This window comes from Agromyces sp. NPDC058104, assembly GCF_042884835.1.
Lineage (GTDB): Bacteria > Actinomycetota > Actinomycetes > Actinomycetales > Microbacteriaceae > Agromyces.
On record NZ_JBHVTD010000001.1, the window covers coordinates 1 to 21,500 of the forward strand.

Sequence of the window (21,500 nt, forward strand, 5' to 3'; positions counted from 1 at the left end):
CGATCGGCGCCGACGATCGCCCGCGCGACCTCGGTGCGGCCGGCGCCCATGAGGCCGGCGAAGCCGAGGATCTCGCCGGCGTGGACGTCGAAGCTGACGTCGCGCAGCAGGTGCCTGGTGCTGAGGCCGCGCACCGAGAGCACGGGTTCGCCCTCGGGATGCCTCGGCGCGGGCCGCTGCTCGCCGGAGATCTCGCGGCCGACCATGAGCGAGATGATCTCGCTCGGCTCGGTCTCGGCGGTGACGCGGGTGCCGACGTAGCGGCCGTCGCGCAGCACGCTGATGCGGTCGGAGATGCGGGCGAGCTCCTCCATGCGATGCGAGATGTAGATGACGCCGGTCGCGGGGGTGCGGAAGCGTTCGATGAGCTCGAAGAGCACGTCGACCTCGGCGTCGTTGAGCGCGGCGGTCGGCTCGTCCATGATGAGCACCTTCGCGTCGAACGAGAGCGCCTTCGCGATCTCGACCATCTGCTGGCGGGCGACCGTGAGCTGCTCGACGCGCTCGGCGGGGTCGAGCGCGAGCCCGAGCCGGTCGAAGAGCTCCTGCGCCCGGCGGTTGAGTGCCCGGTCGTCGAGGAACAGCCCGGCCTGGCGGTGCTCGCGGCCGATGAAGATGTTCTGCGCGACCGTGAGGTCGGGCATCAGGTTGAACTCCTGGTGGATGATCGAGATGCCGAGCTCCTGCGCGTGGCGGGGCCCCTCGATCGTGAGCTCGGCGCCGTTGAGCCGGAACGTGCCCGCGTCGGGCGTGTAGATGCCGGCGAGCAGCTTCATGAGCGTCGACTTGCCCGCGCCGTTCTCGCCGACGAGCGCGAGCACTTCGCCGTGGTGCAGTTCGAGCTGCACGTCGGCGAGCGCCTGCACCCCGGGGAACCCCTTGCTGACGCCCTCGAGCCGGAGGAGCGGAGCGGTGCCGGCGGTCATCGTTTTGCTCCCCTCGGACGTTCACTGTCGACGACGCGGTTGCGCCGCATGAGAGCTCGATCGGGCCCCGGCTCGGCATCGCGGAGGACGCATTCTGCTGCGCCGCCGTGGCCGGGCCTGTCGTGCTCGGCGAGCCGTCCGCGAGTGTGGGTCAGGTGGATGCCGCTGCGCACCGGGACCTCTCTTCCTGATGAGTGTGTGGGAACGAGCGTATCGAATCATTAGATGATTCGCAAGAAATTCGCTTGATATCGCTACTAGTCGGCATCTATCATCAGGATTCATTCAATGATGAACGATGGGAGCCCGGCTCGTGGGTCATCCACTCGAGCGGCCCCAGGGATGAGGACGAACGTGAAACTGTTCGAGGAAGTCACCATGAACCGCCGAGGCTTCATCGGCGCCGCGACGATCGGGGCCGGCGCGGCGCTCCTTCCAGCGAACGCGGCGGCAGCGCTGCCGGTTCGCACCACGATCGCCGGGTTGACCGTCCCCGCGATCGGCTCGGTCGACACGAGCCCGGCGACGAATTGGGCCGATGGCTTCGTCTCCGGCAACGGCGAGATGGGCGCGGTGTTCCACGGGGCACCGGAACTCGAGAAGGTGGTGCTCAATCATCACCTCTTCGTATTGCCGAACGGCACTCGTGAGATCCAGCCGCCCGATGCGGCGGGCCGGCTTGACGAGGTGCGGGATCTGGCGCTGTCGGGAGATTACTGGGGTGCCGCGTCGCGCTTCGCTGGCGACTGGGAGCTGCGCTGGACGCAGAGCTACCACCCCGCGTATGAGCTGCGGATCGACGGGTCCGGCATGCGAGGAGCGAGCGGGTACGCCCGCTCCGTCGACTACGAGACGGGCGAGGTCGTGCACACGTGGAGCACGGCGCAGGGTGTGTGGCGCCGCCGAGCCTTCGTGTCCCGCGCGAACGGGGTGATCGTGCATGAGCTCTCCGCGCCGGCGAACGGGCGGATCGACGTGACGCTCAGCATCGGCACCGACCTTGAGGGAGCGCCGAAGACGGTCACGTACGCGCGCGAGGCTACGGTGAGCGGGCGGAACGGATACCTCGGCCTCCGAGGCGCCTATCCGGCAGGCCAGGGTGCCTTCGGGTTCGAGGGGGTGACCCGTGCGACGATCGTCGGCTCGGGCTCGTCGATCAAGGCACAGGGCCAGACGCTCGCGATCGCCAAGGCGACAAAGGTCACCCTGCTCACGAAGCTCGCCCGGTACGAACGCCCGAACGAGTGGGACGCGAAACCGGTGCACGCGCTGCTCGGCGTGCTGCTCCCCGACTACGACGCGCTGCTTCGGAAGCACATCCCCGAGCACCAGGCTCGGTTCGGGGCATCGCGGCTTCGTCTCGACGTCTCGGACGCAGACCGCGCACTCACGACCTCTGAGTTGATCGCACGTCAGAACGCGGATCGCTCGAAGGTCGATCCCGCCCTTGTGGAGCGCATGTTCGATTCCGGTCGCTACTTCTTCGCGAGCTCGAGCGGTGTACTGCCACCGCGTCTCACCGCGATCTGGTCCGGCAGCTGGGATGCAGCCTGGGCCGACGACTTCACGACCGATGCAAACGTGAACCTGCAGGTCGCCGGCGGCAACATCCTCGACCACGGCGACGCGATGGATGGCTTCTTCGACCTCGTGCTCGGACAACTCGATCACTGGCGAGTGAACGCGACGAGGCTGTACGGTGCGCGCGGTTTCCTCGCACCGAGCCGCACCGACGGCGAGTACGGCTACATGCTTCACTTCAACGGAGGCGATTTCCCGGGCCAGACGTGGACCGGCGGCGCCGACTGGATGCTCTACCCCCTGCTCGAATATGCGCAGGTCTCCGGCGATGAGACCTTCTACCGTGAGAGCCTCGCGCCCGTGCTCATGGAGCTCGCGCTCTTCTACGAAGACTTCCTCAGTCGCGTCGACAGCGCCGGAAAGCGCATCTTCGTGCCGTCAGTCTCGATGGAGAATTCACCGTCGAACACCGGCCAGATGCTCTCGATCAACGCGACCGGCGACATCATGGCCGGCAAGCACGCGCTCCAGGCCGCGATCGATGCCGCGAACGCGCTCGACATCGAACAGGGTGCGGGCGAGGGCATCGCTCGGTGGACAGCCCTTCTCGCGGAACTACCCGAGTACCGCGTCAACTGGGATCACGATCTTGCCGAGTGGTCGTGGCCCGGCTTGAACGACCGATACAACCACCGCCACGTGCAGCACATGTACGGCGCGTGGCCGCTGCACGAGGTGAACCCCGAAGAGCGCCCTGACCTCGTTCACGCTTCTCGGCACGCGCTTCTGAAGCGCGGAGACGAGAACAACTCAGCGCACGGCGCCCTGCACCGCGCCCTCGCCTCCGCCCGCCTGAAGGACGGCGAAGGGGTGAGCGCGAACCTCCGGAAGATCCTCGGAAACAACATGGTGTGGAAATCGCTCATGACCTCGCACAACCCCGATCTGCACCTCTACAACGCCGACGCGGCGAACGCCATCCCGGGCGTGCTCGCCGAGGCCCTCGTCTACACTCGCCCCGGCGTGCTCGAGCTGCTTCCAGCCCTACCGACGGAGTTCGCGAAGGGGTCGATTACCAGGGTGCGCGGTCGCAACCGCGTGCTGGTCGAGAGTCTCACGTGGGACATCACGGCCCGTACCGCAACCGCGACATTCGTCTCCGACATTGACCAGGAACTCACAGTGATCTGCCGGCGCGGCGCGGTCGCCTTCGTCGCCGACGGCGCGACGGTCACGGAATCGCCCCTCGGCGGTCATGCCCGTGTTCTCTCGATGACCGCAGGGTCCAGGGTGTCTGTTTCGTACGAGCTGCTGCCCACGCTCGTCCGCGTCGTCAACATAGCGAGCGGCAAGGTCATGGACATCGCCGGCGCATCGGGGTCCGATGGCGCGGGGGTCATCCAATGGCCATGGACCGGGGCGGGAAACCAGCGATGGCACCTCGTGTCCGGGTACGACGGCTCGTTCCGGCTCTTCAACGTCAAGAGCGGCAAGGTACTCGACAACCCCGGGTCATCGATGACCGACGGAACCCGCCTCGACCAGTGGTCGGACGGCTTCAGCCCGAACCAGTGGTGGCGACCGGTACCGGTCGGCGATGGCGGGTACCGGCTCGTCAACTCCGTGAGCGGACACTGCGTCGCCGTCGAAGGCGCTTCGACCAGCGACGGCGCTCGGCTGGTGCAGCGTGCGATCGAGGAGAGCGATTCGAGCCAGGTCTGGAGGCTCGAAGCGATCTGACCGGAGCTCGAATTCCCCGAATCCGAAGCCGAAGCCGAAGCTGAAGCTGAAGCTGAAGCATCAATACTGAGGAGCACAACGATGAGAATCACCCCCATTACCCGCGCTTGCGCGGTCGGCGCAGGAACAGTGCTGCTCCTCGGCGTGGCTGGTATGGCCGCAGCCGAGGAGCACCCCGGCGACCACCACCTCGACGTCAACGTGGAGATCGAGGACTCCACCGGACCGGGTGTGCTCGCAATGACCGTGGCGAGCACCTCGATGACGCTCACCGAGCACGGCTCGACCGCGGTTGAGCGTCAATTCACCGGCACCCTACCGACGGTCACTGTGACCGACACCCGCGACCCCTCCGAGATAGCGCCCGGCGCTTCTTGGTATGTGGTGGGCACCTCGAGCGACTTCACGGGTGAGGCCGGGCAGCCGACGATCGGCGCCGGCCACCTCGGTTGGGCCCCGCGTCTCATCGACGGCGGCGAGTCGGGCGTCGTATCCGAGGGCGACGTGGTCGACACGGTGATGGACGATGACGACCCGGATGCCGAACTGCCCTTCGGACTCGTCGATCGTGAGCTCTTGGCGATGGGGTACGACTCTGCGCAAGTCCGTCCCGAGGGCCAATGGACGGCGACCGCCGACCTTTTCCTGCGTACCCCCGCGAATGTCGCGCCCGGCGCCTACACCTCGAAGCTCACGCTCTCATTGTTCGAGTAGGTCCGCCGAAGATGCACCGCCGCCATTCAGCCCGTCTCGCCGCGCTCGCTCTTCCGCTCACACTCTCCAGCGTGCTCGTTGCGCCGACCGTCGCGCTCGCGGAAGAGGTCGCCGGGGCAACCGACGGCACGACGCTCAACACCTCGGCGCCGGTGACGTGGTCGGTCGCGCCGGCCGACGCCGACGGCGCCGACGGTCGCGCCTGGGTCGAGCTCCAGATCGATCCAGGCGCGACCGCGACCGATCGCCTCGTGGTGCACAACCTCGGCGATCAGGATGTCGTGTTCAGACTCTCAGCGGCAGACGGCTACTTCACCGCGACCGGTCGTTTCAACATGCTGCCCTCCGACGAGCGGTCTCTGGACGCCGGCACGTGGATCACGATCGACGAAACCGTGACGGTCTCGGCGGGCGGCACTGTCGTCGTGCCGTTCACGGTGACCGTGCCCGAGGATGCGACGCCGGGGGACCATGCCGCGGGTGTAGCCGCGTCAATCACCTCGGTCTCGGCTGGCGACGGGGCCAAGCTCGGCGTCGAGAGCCGCGTCGGGTTCCGCGTCATGACCCGGGTGACCGGAGAGATCGAGCCCGGCCTCGGGGTCGCGGCTGACGGCGACTACCGCATCTCGTGGAACCCGTTCGCACCCGGCGATCTCGACGTCAGCGCCGTGCTCGCGAACACCGGCAACATACGGCTCGCCGTCGATCCCGCGATCACGTCGGGCGGCGAGCGTATCGCGATCGACGGCGTCACCGACGGGCAGTCGGTCGAGTTGCTGCCGGGAGACCGACGCACGGTGCACTTCGCGGTGCCCGCCGTATGGCCGCTCGGCGCAATCGGCCTGCCGCTGCGGGTCGAGGCCGTGACAGTCGAGCCCGACGGCTCGTCGACCGCGATCGAACCAGTCGAACACCAGATCACGGTGTTAGCGCTGCCGGTACCTCAGCTCGCGTTGTTGCTCGCCGTCGCCCTCATCGGCGTCGGTGTCGGTTTCGGTCATCGACATCAAAGACGCCGAGTCGAGCGCATGCTCGCGGATGCCCGTGCAGCAGGGCGTCGAGAGGTGTTCTCCGAACGGGAATGACGCGATGCAGCGCGTTCGCGTTTCCGAAGTGTATCCTCTCGCGCGGACACGTGACCGTCCGGCTCTGGCCGCGGCGAGGCATCCTTGTTAGCTGAGAGCGTCATCGGCTACTCGTTCGGCAGCGGCGCGCAGTTCCGCGACAAGCACCAGCAATTCAGACCTGAACGGCCAGCGCGGTATGGCCGAGCAGGTCGTCGAACTGTTCCTGGGATCGCCATGCTGGGCCTCCCTTTCGGCACGCTCGTACGTGACCAGCCTTGCCGTGAGAAGGAGGTGCGCCGACGACGCCGTGCCGCTCGACCGCGCCTTCAGCGCTGAAGCGCCGGCTCGACAGCCGTTGTGCCCTGCTTTTGCCCATCCTCGAGTTCGTGCATCGCGAGAACCTGATGAGCACGTGCCTCCCGCGCCCGCACGCGCAGGAGACGAACGAGGGTGACGGGACCTGCTACAAGAAGCTTGAACGCGTTCCACACGCAGAGCAGCGCGAGCACGCTGTACCACTCTTCGCCGCGCTCGGTCAGCCCGGTGAACGCGACCGCGGCGAGCAGATACGGTACCGCGAGCAGCATCGCCGGCACACCCCACCTCAGGCCGCGACGCGTGTGAACCGCATCCAGCAGGATGCTGGTCGGCATGAACCGACGAAACAACGTCGCCGTGCGGACAGTCATGGCGAAGACGATTGCGAACATGCGGCTGCTCTCCGATCGGTCAGCAGCGAGAACCAGAAGAGACGGCCTGCCAGGCGTCGTGCCATCGTGTTGAACGACGGCGAACACAGTGATTGCTGCTCGACCTGCACTTTAGACCCGAAGACCGACATCCGAAAGGCCGGGCGTGACGTTCGGCCCATGAGCCAGTGACGGATCGGCCTCGCGACCCGCGATGCGCCGGGCGGCTTCGAGGGCGGCGCGGGCGCGCACAGCATCCGCCTTCTGGGCGTCGGATGTCGATTGCTCGATGCCGAGCGGTCGACCGCCGACGATCCGGTAGCGGTCGCGGTATGCGGCGATTGTGGCCGCGCAGCGCCACCACGAGGCGGAGGCAGCGCCGGTTGGCGCGGCGCCGAGCGCACGCAACCACGACTCCCCCGCCGCTGCGGCATGCTTGGACAACGCCGTTGCTCGTGCCTCGATGAGGGTGGTGCGCTCGCGCAGGGCGCGCTCGGACTCGGCATCCATCGGGCCGCTCGCGACCGGCAACAGTCCCGCGACAAGACGTGGCCTATGCGCTGCACGTCCAGCTGCGGCATCCTGCATCATGGCGCGCACGACCCGTGCACGCAGGACCGCCGCGATGTCGGCCGCATCGTCGAACCCGCGCTCGCCGACCACGCGTCTCAGCAACAGTGCGACCTTCGCCCCGTGTGCCTCGGCGCGTCGGAGTTCGGCGCCGAGGGGCCCGAACGCGTCCGAGTTGACGGCGGCGTCTGCCTGTTCGGTGGTGAGCCCGCTGCTCCGCACGAGCGTGACCCATCGGTCGTGCTGGGCGGTGGCAGCGATGGTCTCGTATTCCGCGGCGAGTTGCGCGATCGAACCCCACGCCTCCTGCTCGGCCGTGATCATTTCGTGCGCCGAGAGCTCTGCTCCGACGTGTTGGAGTACGCCGGCGAGCACGGACTCGGCGGTGGCGTCGGTGTCGTCTCTGGGTCGGATGCCGGTGTGTGCGACATCCGGCCGGTCGAGGGCGACGTAGGCGGTGTTCGCTTCGCGGCCGCGGGTCATGGCGACGTAGAAGGTTTCGCGGGTCATACCTTGGGCGACGACGACGTGTGCGGTGTCGGTCGTCAACCCTTGGGCGCGGTGGGCGGTCACGGCGTACCCGAGCTCAACGTGCCCGGTCACGTACTCGGCGGGCAGCAGGGTGCTGCTCCCCCACCGGTGCCCGTGCCTGCGGACCTCGAGGACACCGTGGCGGTGGACGGTCAGGATGGTCCAGCGGTCGCCGTTGCGCACCCACCCCCGGCCGGCACGCAGCAGCCGGTCGTTGCGGCGGGTGACGACCGTGTCACCCACCCCGGCACGGGTGCCGTCGTGCAGGGCGACCTCATGCAAGGCGTCGACGCGGCCGTCGAGGATCGCGTCGGTACGCGCCCGTTTGTTCAGCGCTGCCACCGCCTCGTTCGAGTCACTGATCAGCACACTCACCCGGCCCGCACGGGTGTCCGCGCGCCAGCCCTCGTAAGCCGCATCCGCCATCACCTCGCTCTCGCCCTCCCGAACACGGTCGTGTGCGAGGTACCGGTCGATAGATGCCACGTCACCACGTCGCAGCCCCAGCGATGCGGTCTTCTCCCACTCGTTGACGAAGCGGTGCACGTCGACGAGCTCGGGCGGGTCGGGGCGGTCGTGCACCAGCATGGCGAACGCGCCGCCCGCGTCCACAGATTGCAGCTGCGCATAGTCGCCGACGAGCAGCACCTTCGCGCCCGCATGCACGGCGAGGGCACTCACGCGGTCGAGCGCGAGCGTGCCCGCAAGGGACGCCTCGTCGACGATCACGAGCTGGCCAGCCCGGAACGCATCACCGTGTGCGAGGTGGTTCTGCCACCACTTCGCGAGGTTCTCAGTTGCGATGCCGAGGTCTACGGCGAGCACGTGCGCGGCCGCCGCCGACGGGGCAAGCCCGATCACGGAACCGCGCCCGCGCTCGGTCTCCCAAGCACGGCGAAGGACGCCCATCACCGTGGACTTGCCGGCACCGGCCGGACCGACGAGCACATCGACGACGCGACCCGATCCAACGATCGCGTGCAACGCGGCCGTCTGGTCGGCACCGATTCGTCCACCACCGGGCTGTCGTCGACGGGCGGCCTCGCGCAGGGTCGCCGCCGCGATGGTCGGGCCGGTCGTCGTCGCCGCCCGTTCGCGGAGGCGTGCCTCGGCGTCGAGCAACGACTCGGAGGTGTACACGCTCGAGTGCTTCGGGCGAAACACGCTGGTACCGTCATCGCGTTGGAACACGGCCGGGCTCGTCGCGAGCTCGGGCGGCGTGATCCGCAGCGACGCCCGCTCGGCCACGTCCACGATCAGCCCGACGACTGATTCGCGATCGGAAGCTGTCACGAACCGGTACTGCATCGTCTGCCGTGCAGCCTCGGCCGCAAGATTCCAGTGCCGCCAAGTTGCACGCTTCTCACTCACCGCGACCAACACCCGGTCGCCAAGCGTTGCAACGACATCGAGCGGCACATCTTCGGCGTGCAACAGGAGCGGTGCAACGTCCGCGGACGCAATACGGGCCCATGCCGATGCATCCTGCCCGAGCACCGCGGTTGCACGCTCCCGCCAACCGCGCGTGCGCTCAGCGAGGGACCGCACACGTTTCTCCGGCCGCGTCGACAAGGTCGCCTGCGCTCGAAGCTTCATGATCGTCGCACGGCTCGGACGATGGCCGTGCGTTTCGAGGTACTCGGCGATCAGGTCGTCGGTCGCTGCGTCGATGTAGTGCGAGCGCGTTGAGAACTCCGCGATCAGCTGTTCCGGCACTGATGCGATCGACCAGGTCGGGTTGCGGTCGCGGCCGCGGCCGCGGCCACGCTGCTCCCACTCGACACCGAGCGCACGCGTGAGCGCATCCTGGAACAGGGCCTCGTGCAGCTCTGAGAGCGCGACGACCGCGGCGTGCAACGGGCGCCCGTCGAGCGAGCGCCACTTGCCATCGAGCACGGTCTGCACCCTGTTGCTCACCACGACGTGAGTGTGCAGGTGCGGATCGCCTGCCCGGCTGTCGAAATGATCGAACGCCGTTGCGATCATCCCCGTCACGTCGACCTGTGCAACCGCGCCGTCACCGGCCGCGATGCCGGTGCGTGTCGCGGCGATCTCGCGCTCCATGAACGCCACCACCTGCTCGACCGCTTCGTGGTGCGCGCACACGATGATCTCCTGGGTGGTGGCACCCGCGACACCCCAGAGCAGGCTCGCCGACTTCGGCACCGAGAACGTGAAATCGAACCCCGCCACCGCTCGCTTGCTCCCTTCGTACTGCGGGAAGGCGCGGCCAAGTGGATCACCGGTGACCGGATCACGACCGAGGCCGATTAGCAATTGAAGCTGCTCCTCGGTGACCTCGCTGCCGGCAACGAGCAGACCACCGGCGATGCCTCGAACGCCGCCGCCCATCCATCGGCCCGGCGGCGTTCCCTTCGCCTCGTAGTACTGCGTCAGCGGCGTCGCAAGCAACCGCTCACCATCGTCGGCAACGACTGTTCGAAGCAGATACCGGAACCCGTCGCCGGCGCTCATCACCCGCATCGACACCGTCATCCCGCGCCACCCCCGATCACGCCGAGAAGGTGCGCGCCCTCAAACTGCAAGAGGCGTGGCAAAAACATACTGCAGCATGTTTCTGCCACTAGCCCACGCGGCTCGCTGCTTGTCCTTGTATTCGCCTTGTCAGGTGTGCGGTGGGCCTGACAGCAAGCTTGGCTCGGATCATACGCATCCGAAGTCGATCACGAAGATGACATCGATACGCCAATGCCGACGGATGAGCATGTCTATCAAACCCGCGGCGACATCACAGGCCGCGCTCCGGGAGATGTGCGAGCTCCTGCGCCGCGACAACGTCGACAAGCAGAATGTCGATCAGTCCTGCGCGCAGTGCCGCGGCGATGGCCGGAGCCTTCTCAGGGCCAGCAGCAAGGGCAACGACCAATGGAACGCGGCGCAGCTCTGAAAGCGACGTACCGATAACCCTGTCTTCAAGGAGGCTATGGATTTCCTCGCCCGACGCGTCGAGAAAGCGACCCACGACATGTCCAACGGCGCCGAGGTTGTGCATTCGACGCACCATCTCAGCGGTAAGCGCCCCACTGAACACGGACGCCGGGTGACGGAATCCCGCTCCGATGCCGATCAGCGCGACATCCACTTCGGACGCGCTCTGCAGCACCGCCCGCACCTGCGGCGTTGCGCGCAGGTCACGGGCGGCTTGCGCGCTCGGAGCGAGGAGAGGGGCCGGCATCGTCACCGCACGGCCTCCCAGGCGATCGGCGACCCGCTCGATGAGGTCGGCGCCGTCGAGGATGCGCGAACTCTGCCCGGCTCGGCCGGACATCTGCACCACTTCCACGGCGCGGTGCCGAACGCCGACGAGTGCGTCGGGGAGGAGCGAATGCACCCGACCATTCGTGAGCCCGAGTCGCATGCCGCCGACGAGCAGATCGTCGAGCAGCGCCACACACTCACCGGCGACGGCACGGAACCCGCTCTCCTGCGGCGCCTGCGCTGAGGCCCGGACATGCTGCACCCCGTATCGCGAGTGGATGGCTCGTTCGAGCGCGACACTGCGCTCGAACGGATGCGACACCTGGATCCGCACGATCCCGACCTCGCGGGCTTCTTTGAGCATCCTTCCGATGGTCGGGCGCGAAAGCCCCGCGGCTTGGGCGATCTCCGCCTGCCCCATTCCGTGCTCGTAGTACAGCCGGGCGATCTCGAGGAGCCGCATCCCGCGGTCTCGGGCGGGGTCCTCCGCCCACAGCGATGCGGTCAGCTTCGAGCGGATGCTCAATCTGCGCGCGAGTATCTCGTTCGAATCCTGCGGCATAACTCGGATTTTAGGCAGGCTCCGGCGGTGAAGCAATGAGCGAATGCTCAGGGCTCACTACCCGTCGGCCGCGGGCGCGGCATACCGTTTCCGCAATCCGAGGACGATCATTGGGATCGGACGACTCAACTCGAAGGAGAGCTGGGACATGCCTGCACTTTCCAACACGGGATCGACGACGATCCCGGACATCGAGCAGCTCCCGCTGTCTCGACGGCAGAAGGCGCTCGTCGGCGCGGCAGTGGTGAGCAACACCGTCGAATTCTTCGACTTCTTCATCGTCGGCTTCATCCTGTCGATGATCGCCGGCCCCTGGGAGCTGACCTTCGGCGAGAGCGCTGCGATCCTGCTCGCGGGCGGCCTCGGCACGACGCTCGGCGCGTTGTTCTGGGGCCGGATCGCGGATCGGATCGGTCGGCGCCCCACCTTCCTCTGGACGGTGGTCACGTTCTCGGTCGCGACCGGCCTGTGCGCGGTCATCCCCGAGGGCGCGTGGCTGCTGTTCGCCATTCTCCGGGTCGTCGTCGGCTTCGGGGTCGGCGGTCTCCCCGTCGTCGACATCCCCCTCATCTCGGAGTTCGTGCCCACCAAGGTGCGTGCCCGGCTCGCGGGCCTCACCGTCGTGTTCATCCCGGTGGGCTTGTTCCTCGGTGCACAAGCGTCGGCGCTCTGGGGTGAGACGCTCGGTTGGCGAGGGCTTCTCCTCCTCGGCCTCATCCCGGTGCTGCTCGTCTTCCCGATCCGCATGATCGTTCGTGAATCGCCACGCTGGCTCATCCAGCAGGGCCGCATCGAAGAGGCACGCGCGAACGTCGCTTGGTATCGCAATATGGACCCGGCCGATGTCGAACTTCCGTCGGTCGAGGCCTTCCAGAACCAGAAGACGGGTTTCGCCGAGATTTGGCGCAACCATCGCAAGCCCCTGCTGATCGCGACTATCGGTTCGTTCTGCTTCATCACGGCCTCCGCATCGGTGCAGGCCTGGGGCCCGACCCTGTTGACCGAGCTCATGAGCATCACGCCAGCGCAGGCGGCTCAGATGTTCGTCCTCGTCAGCGCAGCGTCGCTGGTCGGCCGTCTGCTCTCGTCGAACGCGGCGGATTGGATCGGGCGCCGTCCCGTCATGATCGTGTCGGCACTCGTGGGCGCCGCCTTCGTGACCGTGGCGGCCCTCGCCGGCGATACGCTCATCCTCGGCGTCTCGCTGTTCTACCTCGGCATCGTCGGGATGTTCCTCTTCGCCGACGGCGCCTTCGGCGTGATCAACACCTACAGCTCCGAGATGTTCCCGTCGAACGTCCGTGCGACGGGCCTCGGAATGGCGTACGGACTCGGCGCCCTCGGCAAGGTGTTCGGCCCGCTGCTGCTCGCCCTCGTCTCCGGGAGCAGCAATCTCATCACCCCCGCCGCCACGCAGGCGGCGGTGACCCCGGCCTTCCTCATCATGGCGGGACTCCTCGTGCTCGGTGCCGTGATCTACGCGATGGCGCCCGAGACGAAGGGCAAGAGCATCGAAGACCTCGATACGGCTGCGCTCGCCCGCATCAACCTCGACCGCCGCTCGGGCAGGGCCCGGGCCTGAAGCACCCCGACCACACAACAGCACGAACAGGAGCACCACCATGACTGTCTTCCGCACGATCCTCGGCGATGTCGACATCTCCGACATGGGGTACACCATGCCCCACGAACACATCTTCACCCATCCTCAGGGCCACGGTTCGAAGGTCGAAGACGACCACCTCCTCAATGACTTCGACAAGGGCGTGCAGATGCTCAAGGAGTACAAGGAGATCGGGGGCGGCACGATCGTCGAAGCGACCCCGAAGACCTGGGGCCGTGACGCCAAACGCATGGTCGAGGCGTCGAAGCTCACCGGAGTGCACGTGATGGCGTGCACCGGCTACATCTGCCAGGAGCACGGGATGGAGCCCAACATCACGGAACGAGGTGTCGAGGACATCGCGAACGAGATGATCGGCGACCTCACGGTCGGCATGGACGGGACCGACGCGAAGGCCGGATGGATCAAGGTCGGCACCGCGTACCTGCACGTGACCCCAGGTGAGGACATGGTCATCCGCGCCGCCGTGCGCGCCGCCCAGACGACGGGCGCCCCCATCAGCACGCACACCACGGGCGGCACGATGGGCATCGAACAGCTCGAGATCGCCGCATCCGAAGGCTTCGATCTGACGAGGATGACGGTGGCCCACGTGGACCGCAACCCCGACCTCTGGTACCACCGGAAGATGCTCGAGACCGGCGCCTCGTTGATCTACGACGGCCCGGGCAAGGCGAAGTACTACCCCGACAGCGTCCGGGTCGACCTGCTCCGCCAGCTCATCAAGGACGGCTTCGAAGACCAGCTGATGATCTGCAACGACATGGGCCGGCGCTCGCACCACACGGTGTACGGATTCGGCCCGGGTTGGCAGTGGATCAAGCAGCGCTTCATCCCCAGGCTGCTCGAGGAGGGCTTCACGGAGGAGCAGATCCACAAGTTCATGTACACGAACCCTGCGAAGCAGTATCACTGGGCGGAGCCGGTGAAATGACCCGTATCCAACTCGCGCTCGATACTCGGACCATCGAGGAGGCGGTCACCGCCGCCTCCTCGGCGGCCGCGAGCATCGACGTCGTCGAAGCCGGCACGGTGCTCTGCCTCTCGCAGGGCCTCGGGTCGATCTCAGCGCTGCGGGCTGCGGCGCCCGGCCTGCCGATCGTCGCCGACATCCGTATCGCGCGGGCCGGCCGCAAGTTCGCCGATCTCGCGTTCGATGCGGGCGCCGACCGGGTCACTGTCGTCGGCGAGGCCGGCCTCGCCGTGGTCAACGGTGCGGTGGCAGCGGCGCGAGCCGCGGGTGGAGAGGTCGAGGTCGAGCTCTGGGACGGGTGGCATGAGGACGACGTGCGCGGCTGGGTCGATTCAGGCGTCGCCGCCATCATCGCCCACCGCTCGGGCAGGTTCGACGCGGAGCACGACGATGCGATCCGCACCGATCTCGCGCGGCTCGCGACGCTCGAACTCGGGAGCACGGAGGTCACCCTCGCCGGAGGGATCTCGGCCACCGACCTGCAATGGTTCGACACGTCGCAGTTCGACACGATCGTCGCCGGCTCGGCGATCGTCCAGGCCGCCGACCAGTCGGCTGCGGCACGCGATCTGCGCGAGGCGCTGCGACCCGAGGCGGTGGCGCGGTGACTCGATTCGATGTGACGGCGATCGGCGAAGGCGGAGTCCGGCTGAGCGTGCCGTCCGGTGAGCGACTCGAGCGGGCGCAGTCATTTGACATCGCCATCGCCGGCACGGAGGCCAACGTGCTCGCGGGGCTCAGCGCGCTGGGCTGGTCGAGCTCGTGGTGCAGTTCGCTGCCCGACTCCCCGCTCGGACGCCGGGTCGAGAACGAGCTGCGCATGCACGGCATCGACCTCTCCCTCGTGCGCCGCGTGCCGGGGGCCCGCCTGGGCACCTACTACGTCGAGTACTCTGTGCCACCGCGCCCCACCCAGGTGACCTTCGACCGTGCGAACACGGCGTTCGCGCTCATGCGTCCTGATGAGGTCGATTGGGAGGCGCTGCTCGACACGCGCGTGCTGCACCTCACCGGCCTGACCGCGGCGCTCTCGCCGAGCGTCATGTCGATCGTCGCCGAGGCGTTCGATCGGGCTGCGGACGCCGGGGTCGAGGTCTCGTTCGACGTCAACTACCGGGGGAACCTCTGGGATCCGGGGACAGCGGCCGAGGCGCTGGCGCCGCTGATCCGGCGCGCCGACATCCTCTTCTGCCGCGCTGAAGACCTCGGCACGCTCTACGGGGCGGGTCCAGACTGCGACACCGCGATCAACGACCTGCTCGAGCGGACGAATGCCCGGTGGGTGCACGTGACCGACTCCGAGCGCGGCATCCGCTCGTCCATCGACGGGAAGATCGTGTCCACTCCGGTCGTGCCGGTCTCCGTCGTTGACCGGCTCGGTGCGGGCGACGGATTCGCCGCGGGCGCACTCCACGGCCGGCTCATCGGCGAGCCCGAGAACGCCCCCCGCTACGGGGCGGTCATGGCAGCGCTCGCACTCTCGCAGCGGGGCGAGCAGATCTACACCACCAGGGCCGAGGTCGAGGGCATCCTCGCCGATCCCGCGCAGCGCCTCGCCCGCTGACCGACTCTTCGAAAGGACCGAAAGGACCATCATGACCGACACCACGACTGCGACCGACTGGCAAGTCGAGACGCATCGGGTCGCGCAGCGCATCAGAGCGCGCGTGCTTGAACTCACCATCCTGAAAGACGGGTGCTACCTCAGCCAGGCGCTGTCGTCCGCCGACATCCTCGCTGCGCTCTACACCCGCATCCTGCAGCTCGCGCCGCTCGATCGTCCTCTCGACTCCCCGCCGTTCGGCGGCGTGCCCGGAGCGCCCGACGAGTCGCCCTCGGGCGGGCGCTTCCACGGCGTGAAGGGGCCGGACCTCGACCGATTCCTCATCTCCCCGGCCCACTACGCGGTCGCGATCTACGCGGCACTCGAATCGGTCGGCCGCCTGCAGGAGGGCGCGCTCGAGAGCTTCAACACCGACGGCTCGACGCTGGAGATGATCGGGGCCGAGCACTCGCCAGGCTTCGAGCTGACGACCGGCTCGTTCGGACAGGCGCTCTCGCAGGCCGGCGGCATCGCGTTCGCCCGTCGTCTCAAGAGCGACACGGGTCGCACCGCCGTGTTCGTCTCCGACGGCGAACTCGAGGAAGGACAGACCTGGGAAGGCGCACAGGCGGCCGCCTTCTACGGCCTCGACCGACTAATGGTCTTCGTCGACGTGAACGGGCAGCAGGTCGACGGCTGGACCAAGGACGTCATGAATATCGAACCGATCAACTCGAGATTCCTCGCATTCGGCTGGGACGTCGCGACCGTCGACGGTCACGACCTCGACCAGATCGTGAATGCGGTGGAGGCGAAGGAAGCCAACGGGAAGCCTCTCGCGGTGCTCTGCTACACCGACTCGGCCCGGGGCATCCCCTACCTCGACGATCGCAAGCCGAACCTGCACTACGTGCGCCCGAAAACCGACGAAGACCGCCGCGCATTCGAGGCGGCGCTCGAGAAGCTCCAGGAGGAATCCCGATGACTGAAACCCAGGTTCATTCCCGCACGATCGTCGAGTGGGCCGCCGACAAGCCCGAGGCCGTCGTGCTCTCGGGCGACCTCACCGGCAGCGTCGAGATCGCCGAGTTCAAGCGCACCTATCCCGAGCGCTTCTTCTCGCTCGGAATGGCCGAGCAGAACATGCTGTCATGGGCCGGCGGGATGGCGCGCGAGGGGCTTGTGCCTTACCTGCACACGTTCAGCGTGTTCCTGGTTCGGCGACCGTACGACCAGTTGGCCATGTCGGTCGCATACCCGAATCTCCCGGTGAAGCTCGTCGGATTCCTGCCGGGCATCATGACGCCGGGTGGCGTGACGCATCAGGCGATCGAGGACATCAACCTCATGCGGGGGCTCCCGAACATGACCGTGCTCGAGACAGGTGACGCCGCCGACATCGAGTCGGTCCTCGACGTCGCCCACGCGGTCGACGGCCCCGTCTACATCCGCATGCTGCGCGGCGCCGTGCCCCGTCTGTTCGAGGGACCGATGGAGCTCGACAAGATCCGTCATCTCACCAACGGAGCGGACATCACGATCTTCTCGAGCGGGATCTGCACGGAGGAGGCGATCCGGGCGCGACGGGTGTTGGAGGACGCCGGCATCTCCGTCACGCACCGCCACGTCACGACCCACAAGCCGTTCCGCGACCCCGCGATCGCCGACGCCATCCGCGCCGCGGGCAAGGCTGTCATCACGATCGAGAACCACAACGTCATCGGCGGCCTCGGCACCGCCGTGGCCGAGCGGATGGCCGAGATCGGAGCCGGCGTCCCGCTGGTGCGCATCGGTATCGATGACGCATTCGGGCAGGGCGCCTCGGCGCGCTACTTGATGGAGAAGAACGGCTTCACCGCAGGACGCATCGTCGAGCGGGTCGCCGAGCACCTCGGAGTGCGGATCGCCGTGCCCGATGACATCGATGAGTTCGACGTTTCAGTCTCCTTCGGTGCCGACCAGCTCGAAGCGCTCTAGGAGGCCGCCATGCTCGAATCACTCAAGGATGAGATCTGGCGGGCCAACCAGGAGCTCGCCGCCTCGGGCCTCGTCGTCGGCACGTCCGGCAACGTCTCGGGCCGAGATCCGGAGTCGGGTCTCTTCGTCATCAAGCCCAGCGGAGTCGGATTCGCTGAACTCCTGCCCGAGCACATGAGCGTAGTGGGGCCGGACGGCGCACAAGTCGAGGGACCCATGAAACCCTCCGTCGACACGTTGTCACACGCCTATGTCTACCGGGCCCGTGCTGACGTCCAGGGCGTGGTGCACACCCACTCGCGGTACGCGACAGTCTTTGCGGTGCTCGGCGAGGACGTCCCGGTACTCACGACAACCCATGCGGCCCTCTTCGGTGCGCCAATTCCCGTCTCGAACTACGCCGTCATCGGCGAGGAGGAGATCGGGCGCGAGATCGTCGACAACGTGGGTGATGGCACGGCTGTGCTCATCCGATCGCACGGTGTCTTCAGCATCGGTTCCGATTGGCAGCGCGCTCTTCGCTCGGCCCAGTACGTGGAAGAATGCGCAGAAGTGGCACATCTGGCCAGGCAGGTTCGGGAACCACAATCCCTCGATCCGGAAACGGTTGCCGCATCACGTGAGTGGTACCTGCACGGCTATGGCCAGAGGGCGATCCTGAGCGGATCATGAGTCGTCGTACCGGAATGCCGCTATTCGACGCGACTGCCGTCGGAATCTACGAGAAGGCGCTCGCTGGTGAGGATTGGGCGGCGAACTGCGAGCAGGCGGCAAGCGCCGGATACTCCTTCGTCGAGCTCTCGGTCGACGACTCACCGGAACGGCTAGCACGCCTGACATGGTCCAAGTCAACGCGCCGGAAAGTGCGTCAAACAGCAGCCTCGGCGGGCGTGCACGTTGGCACGATCGTGCTGAGCGCGCATCGCTCATTCCCCTGGGGCTCAGCGGACTCCGCCGTGCGACAGCGGGCGGACGAACTTGCTGCTCAAGCCATCGACCTCGCTGCGGATCTCTCTGCCGATCGGGTACAGATTGCAGGCTACTTCGCCTTCGACGGCCCCCGCCACAATCGGGCCCGAGACTGCTTCATCCATGGCATTCAACGCGCCGCCGACGTGGCCGAAACGCGCGCGATACGCCTCGCAATCGAGAACATGGATGGGTCCGACGTCATCTCCGCATCCGACGCGATCGCGCTGATACGCGATATTGATCGCGAGAACGTTCGGTTGTATCCGGATCTGGGCAACTTCGCCGGAAATGGGTTGGATGCGGCGAGGGAGTTGAGGGCCGCGCTCCCATGGGCCGATGCAGTACAACTGAAAGACGCGAAACGCGGTGCGTTTCGTCGAATACAGTTCGGCGACGGCCTCGTCGACTGGCCCGCGGCGATTCGCGTCCTTCTTGCCGACTCATGGCACGGGCCAATCTCGATCGAGATGTGGAACGACTCTAAAGATCCCGAACTGGCCGGAGCCGCCCTCAACTGGCTCCAGGATCAGGCACGGGGCGTCACGTCGCCGGCAGGCAAGCACTACAGCAAGTAGCCCAACACACCGTGGTCCAGCATAACCGTGGACACACAAGATCGTGATGACCGACCAGCCTGATGCCGGGGTGGTTACGGCCGCGCGCTCAACGAACTGAATTCAAGCCTCGCGCACGGCGATCCAGCGTGGCGCCGCTCACGGCACAAGGCCAAGTTACGAGAGCGAAGAGAGCCAGCCGGCGACGATCGCTCTCCAGCGACGTTCATCTGAGTTCCACGTCATCGTGTGGTCGGCTTCGAATTGCTGGAGCCGGGTGGCAGCGCCTGCCTGGGTGCTGGACCGCTCTGCGAGTTCGACCGGCGCCGAGATGTCGTCTCTGCCATGGAGCACGAGGAGCGGTCGCTGCGGCTCAGACAATCGCCTGCGCGCGGTATCGAACTGACTAAGTCCAACCGGGGCGGCGAGCCCCACCGTATGAGCGAGCGCTCGCCAGTTCAGCCAGGGCACAGCCAACCCGCCAGCTCCCTTAGGCAACCCAGCCTGAGCGCAGTTCGCCTTGATCGTCTCGACCCAATCGAGCACAGGCGACTCGAGGACGAGGCCAACCACGCGATCGCGCACACCTGGTCGTGTGGCAAGTTGCAGCGCGATCGCTCCACCCATCGACCAGCCGAACAGGACCACGCGGCTCGCGCCGCGGTCGACCGCGTAACGAATAGCTGCTTCGACGTCGTCGGTCTCCGTCGCGCCAAGCGTCGATCGTCCGGATCCGACCGTCGGCCCTTCACCGTCGTTGCGATAGGTGACGACCAAGGAGGTCAGTCCGGCCTCGGCAGCGACCTGTGCACCGCGCAGCGTCCCGGCTCGAGTACTTCCGAGCCCGTGGATGTGGATCGCCCAGATGTCGCCGACTCCAGTTGTTGGTTCGATCAGCCACGCGGGCGCGGGTCCGAACTCCGTCGGCACCTCGACGTCGACGGCATCCAGTCCGGCATCCGCCGGCATCTGGAAGTACATTCCGCTCCACGAGGCGCGGATTCCAACGGTGAGCTCCCCAGGCGCCAGTTCCCCCACGACCTCGCGGCCGACGAGTTCGGCGCTGACGTCGAGCACCTTTTCACTGAACTTGACCCACGTGCCGTTCTCGAGGATCAAGTTGAACAGGCCGGGCGTCGCGGTCTGCGCGGTCCGCGCCAGGATGACGACAGCTCGCTCCCCTGAGACGTCGACGCCACGCACGACGAGATCGAATCGACGCGGGCCAACTGGCGCAGTGACGCGTCTGGCGATGACGTATCCGAGCCCGCCGAGTACTGCGGAGACGACCACGCCGCCGGCGATGACGGCGCCGGCGACCCGACCGGCCTTCATGCCGCCACCCACGTCCGCTGCGGCGACTTCGAATCATCGCCGACAAGGTGGCGCTCTGCCCGCTCGAGCACCTGACGATCCGCGTCAGTTATCGAGAACGCAACCCGTGTGTCGATCATCGCGTCGCGGATCTCGACGACCTGGCGATGCAGCAACGCTTCGGGGTCGGTGGCGTCGAACGCGGTATCCGAACGCTGGCTGATGCCGGGATGCACAGCCGAGGCCGCATGCCAGATGGGCGCGAGCTCGCGAGTCAGCGTTCGAGTTGTACGGGCCCGGGAGCGCGCCCGGAAGGCGCGCGCGGCTGGTTGGCTCGCGAAACCGCTGCACAGGAACATGAAGGTCAACAGGTACAGCATGCTGTAGGGCATTGCGGCTGCAGCCATGAGGTCTGTACGACCGGTGAAGTGCGCAAGATCCATCACGATTACGTCGATCGTCAGCGCGATGCCGAGTCCGCATCCGATGACGAGCAGAATCGGTGGCGCAACGAGGGCGCCACGGCTGACACGGGCCTGCCGAGTTGCGACAGTAGCCATCGCTGCGAGCACGACCGCGTAGTACACGAACAGCGTCATCGAATAGACCATGGCCGCCGGTTGGGCTCCGAAATCGAGCATGAAGTTCGTCGTCGTCGTGTCGCGATCGATTAGGAAGAACGCACCGGCCGCACCCACGGCCGCAACACCGTAGGTCACACGGCTCAGAGCGATGCGTACCGGCCGAGGCGGTTGATCTGCGGCCTTCATCACGCCTCGTCCGAGGAGGAACACGCCGGTCATGAGCGCGAGATCGGCGACGAGCGTGACGACGTTCGAGCCGCCAAACAGACGGTCGAGCTCGACGTACACCGCGTCGATGTTGAGCGTCATCGCAATCGCGATCGTCAACGACGCCCACGTGATCGCACGCTCGACTCGCCCTCGGCGCAGGATCAGCAAGCTCGCGACGAGGAGCCACATCAAGCCCGCGACGATAGTTGC

At 67.0% G+C, this 21,500-nt stretch carries 17 protein-coding genes; 11 read left to right on the plus strand and 6 right to left on the minus strand.

The features are described from left to right. Positions 1-926, minus strand: a 926-nt coding sequence (locus ACFVTH_RS00005; RefSeq protein ID WP_387085253.1) for a sugar ABC transporter ATP-binding protein, incomplete at its 3' end; no start/stop codon positions are given. Positions 927-1,268: 342 nt separating this feature from the next. On the opposite strand from ACFVTH_RS00005, the gene ACFVTH_RS00010 reads away from it, so the two are divergent. The 3 genes from ACFVTH_RS00010 to ACFVTH_RS00020 all read left to right on the plus strand — a co-directional run bounded on the left by ACFVTH_RS00010 (position 1,269) and on the right by ACFVTH_RS00020 (position 5,986). Beyond that, positions 1,269-4,187 (plus strand): glycoside hydrolase N-terminal domain-containing protein, encoded by a 2,919-nt coding sequence (locus ACFVTH_RS00010; protein ID WP_387085256.1) that lies wholly within the window; start codon positions 1,269-1,271, stop codon positions 4,185-4,187. 81 nt (positions 4,188-4,268) lie between these two features. Beyond that, complete coding sequence (locus tag ACFVTH_RS00015) at positions 4,269-4,901, plus strand: hypothetical protein (RefSeq protein ID WP_387085259.1); 633 nt, start codon at positions 4,269-4,271, stop codon at positions 4,899-4,901. Positions 4,902-4,972: 71 nt separating this feature from the next. Continuing rightward, positions 4,973-5,986, plus strand: a complete 1,014-nt coding sequence (locus tag ACFVTH_RS00020) for a WxL protein peptidoglycan domain-containing protein (RefSeq protein WP_387085261.1) — start codon at positions 4,973-4,975, stop codon at positions 5,984-5,986. Between the two features lie 308 nt (positions 5,987-6,294). Here the strand turns inward: ACFVTH_RS00020 and ACFVTH_RS00025 are convergent, their stop codons facing one another. The 3 genes from ACFVTH_RS00025 to ACFVTH_RS00035 all read right to left on the minus strand — a co-directional run bounded on the left by ACFVTH_RS00025 (position 6,295) and on the right by ACFVTH_RS00035 (position 11,539). Continuing rightward, positions 6,295-6,678 (minus strand): sulfate permease, encoded by a 384-nt coding sequence (locus tag ACFVTH_RS00025; RefSeq protein ID WP_387085263.1) that lies wholly within the window; start codon positions 6,676-6,678, stop codon positions 6,295-6,297. Between the two features lie 111 nt (positions 6,679-6,789). Next, complete coding sequence (mobF, locus tag ACFVTH_RS00030) at positions 6,790-10,254, minus strand: MobF family relaxase (protein ID WP_387085266.1); 3,465 nt, start codon at positions 10,252-10,254, stop codon at positions 6,790-6,792. A gap of 253 nt (positions 10,255-10,507) precedes the next feature. Continuing rightward, positions 10,508-11,539, minus strand: coding sequence for a sugar-binding transcriptional regulator (locus tag ACFVTH_RS00035; RefSeq protein WP_387085269.1), 1,032 nt, complete (start codon positions 11,537-11,539; stop codon positions 10,508-10,510). Positions 11,540-11,687: 148 nt separating this feature from the next. Between ACFVTH_RS00035 and ACFVTH_RS00040 the strand changes: the two genes are divergently transcribed. From ACFVTH_RS00040 to ACFVTH_RS00075, 8 genes are read left to right on the plus strand one after another with little or no spacing between them, the layout of a single operon-like run. Beyond that, the gene (locus tag ACFVTH_RS00040) at positions 11,688-13,121 is read left to right on the plus strand and encodes an MFS transporter (RefSeq protein ID WP_387085272.1); all 1,434 of its coding nucleotides are present in this window, start codon (positions 11,688-11,690) and stop codon (positions 13,119-13,121) included. 40 nt (positions 13,122-13,161) lie between these two features. Next, the gene (locus ACFVTH_RS00045) at positions 13,162-14,097 is read left to right on the plus strand and encodes a phosphotriesterase (protein WP_387085274.1); all 936 of its coding nucleotides are present in this window, start codon (positions 13,162-13,164) and stop codon (positions 14,095-14,097) included. Beyond that, positions 14,094-14,744, plus strand: coding sequence for an orotidine 5'-phosphate decarboxylase / HUMPS family protein (locus ACFVTH_RS00050; RefSeq protein WP_387085277.1), 651 nt, complete (start codon positions 14,094-14,096; stop codon positions 14,742-14,744). Before ACFVTH_RS00045 ends, ACFVTH_RS00050 begins: the two co-directional genes overlap by 4 nt. After that, positions 14,741-15,700, plus strand: coding sequence for a sugar kinase (locus ACFVTH_RS00055; RefSeq protein WP_387085280.1), 960 nt, complete (start codon positions 14,741-14,743; stop codon positions 15,698-15,700). The genes ACFVTH_RS00050 and ACFVTH_RS00055 overlap by 4 nt, the downstream gene beginning before the upstream one ends. A gap of 31 nt (positions 15,701-15,731) precedes the next feature. Further along, the gene (locus tag ACFVTH_RS00060; RefSeq protein WP_387085283.1) at positions 15,732-16,664 is read left to right on the plus strand and encodes a transketolase; all 933 of its coding nucleotides are present in this window, start codon (positions 15,732-15,734) and stop codon (positions 16,662-16,664) included. Continuing rightward, positions 16,661-17,656 carry a transketolase family protein gene (locus tag ACFVTH_RS00065; RefSeq protein WP_387085286.1) on the plus strand — a complete coding sequence of 332 codons (996 nt, stop codon included), beginning with the start codon at positions 16,661-16,663 and terminating at the stop codon, positions 17,654-17,656. Before ACFVTH_RS00060 ends, ACFVTH_RS00065 begins: the two co-directional genes overlap by 4 nt. A 9-nt stretch (positions 17,657-17,665) precedes the next feature. Then, on the plus strand, positions 17,666-18,328 hold the full coding sequence (locus ACFVTH_RS00070) for a class II aldolase/adducin family protein (RefSeq protein WP_387085289.1): 663 nt from the start codon (positions 17,666-17,668) through the stop codon (positions 18,326-18,328). After that, complete coding sequence (locus ACFVTH_RS00075; protein ID WP_387085292.1) at positions 18,325-19,203, plus strand: L-ribulose-5-phosphate 3-epimerase; 879 nt, start codon at positions 18,325-18,327, stop codon at positions 19,201-19,203. Before ACFVTH_RS00070 ends, ACFVTH_RS00075 begins: the two co-directional genes overlap by 4 nt. 156 nt (positions 19,204-19,359) lie before the next feature. Here the strand turns inward: ACFVTH_RS00075 and ACFVTH_RS00080 are convergent, their stop codons facing one another. Together ACFVTH_RS00080 and ACFVTH_RS00085 are read right to left on the minus strand one after the other, a co-directional pair. After that, the gene (locus tag ACFVTH_RS00080; protein WP_387085295.1) at positions 19,360-20,517 is read right to left on the minus strand and encodes an alpha/beta hydrolase; all 1,158 of its coding nucleotides are present in this window, start codon (positions 20,515-20,517) and stop codon (positions 19,360-19,362) included. Then, positions 20,514-21,479, minus strand: coding sequence for a DUF6545 domain-containing protein (locus ACFVTH_RS00085; protein ID WP_387088648.1), 966 nt, complete (start codon positions 21,477-21,479; stop codon positions 20,514-20,516). Before ACFVTH_RS00085 ends, ACFVTH_RS00080 begins: the two co-directional genes overlap by 4 nt. Positions 21,480-21,500 lie beyond the last annotated feature (21 nt).

Excerpts from the sequence above, each read along its gene's own strand:
- ACFVTH_RS00060 (WP_387085283.1), top strand. The coding sequence starts at position 15,732 with ATGACCGACACCACGACTGCGACCGACTGGCAAGTCGAGACGCATCGG.
- ACFVTH_RS00080 (WP_387085295.1), bottom strand. The coding sequence starts at position 20,517 with ATGAAGGCCGGTCGGGTCGCCGGCGCCGTCATCGCCGGCGGCGTGGTC.
- ACFVTH_RS00070 (WP_387085289.1), top strand. The coding sequence starts at position 17,666 with ATGCTCGAATCACTCAAGGATGAGATCTGGCGGGCCAACCAGGAGCTC.
- mobF (WP_387085266.1), bottom strand. The coding sequence starts at position 10,254 with ATGACGGTGTCGATGCGGGTGATGAGCGCCGGCGACGGGTTCCGGTAT.
- ACFVTH_RS00065 (WP_387085286.1), top strand. The coding sequence starts at position 16,661 with ATGACTGAAACCCAGGTTCATTCCCGCACGATCGTCGAGTGGGCCGCC.
- ACFVTH_RS00075 (WP_387085292.1), top strand. The coding sequence starts at position 18,325 with ATGAGTCGTCGTACCGGAATGCCGCTATTCGACGCGACTGCCGTCGGA.
- ACFVTH_RS00045 (WP_387085274.1), top strand. The coding sequence starts at position 13,162 with ATGACTGTCTTCCGCACGATCCTCGGCGATGTCGACATCTCCGACATG.
- ACFVTH_RS00035 (WP_387085269.1), bottom strand. The coding sequence starts at position 11,539 with ATGCCGCAGGATTCGAACGAGATACTCGCGCGCAGATTGAGCATCCGC.
- ACFVTH_RS00040 (WP_387085272.1), top strand. The coding sequence starts at position 11,688 with ATGCCTGCACTTTCCAACACGGGATCGACGACGATCCCGGACATCGAG.
- ACFVTH_RS00085 (WP_387088648.1), bottom strand. The coding sequence starts at position 21,479 with ATGTGGCTCCTCGTCGCGAGCTTGCTGATCCTGCGCCGAGGGCGAGTC.
- ACFVTH_RS00010 (WP_387085256.1), top strand. The coding sequence starts at position 1,269 with ATGAGGACGAACGTGAAACTGTTCGAGGAAGTCACCATGAACCGCCGA.
- ACFVTH_RS00025 (WP_387085263.1), bottom strand. The coding sequence starts at position 6,678 with ATGTTCGCAATCGTCTTCGCCATGACTGTCCGCACGGCGACGTTGTTT.
- ACFVTH_RS00015 (WP_387085259.1), top strand. The coding sequence starts at position 4,269 with ATGAGAATCACCCCCATTACCCGCGCTTGCGCGGTCGGCGCAGGAACA.
- ACFVTH_RS00050 (WP_387085277.1), top strand. The coding sequence starts at position 14,094 with ATGACCCGTATCCAACTCGCGCTCGATACTCGGACCATCGAGGAGGCG.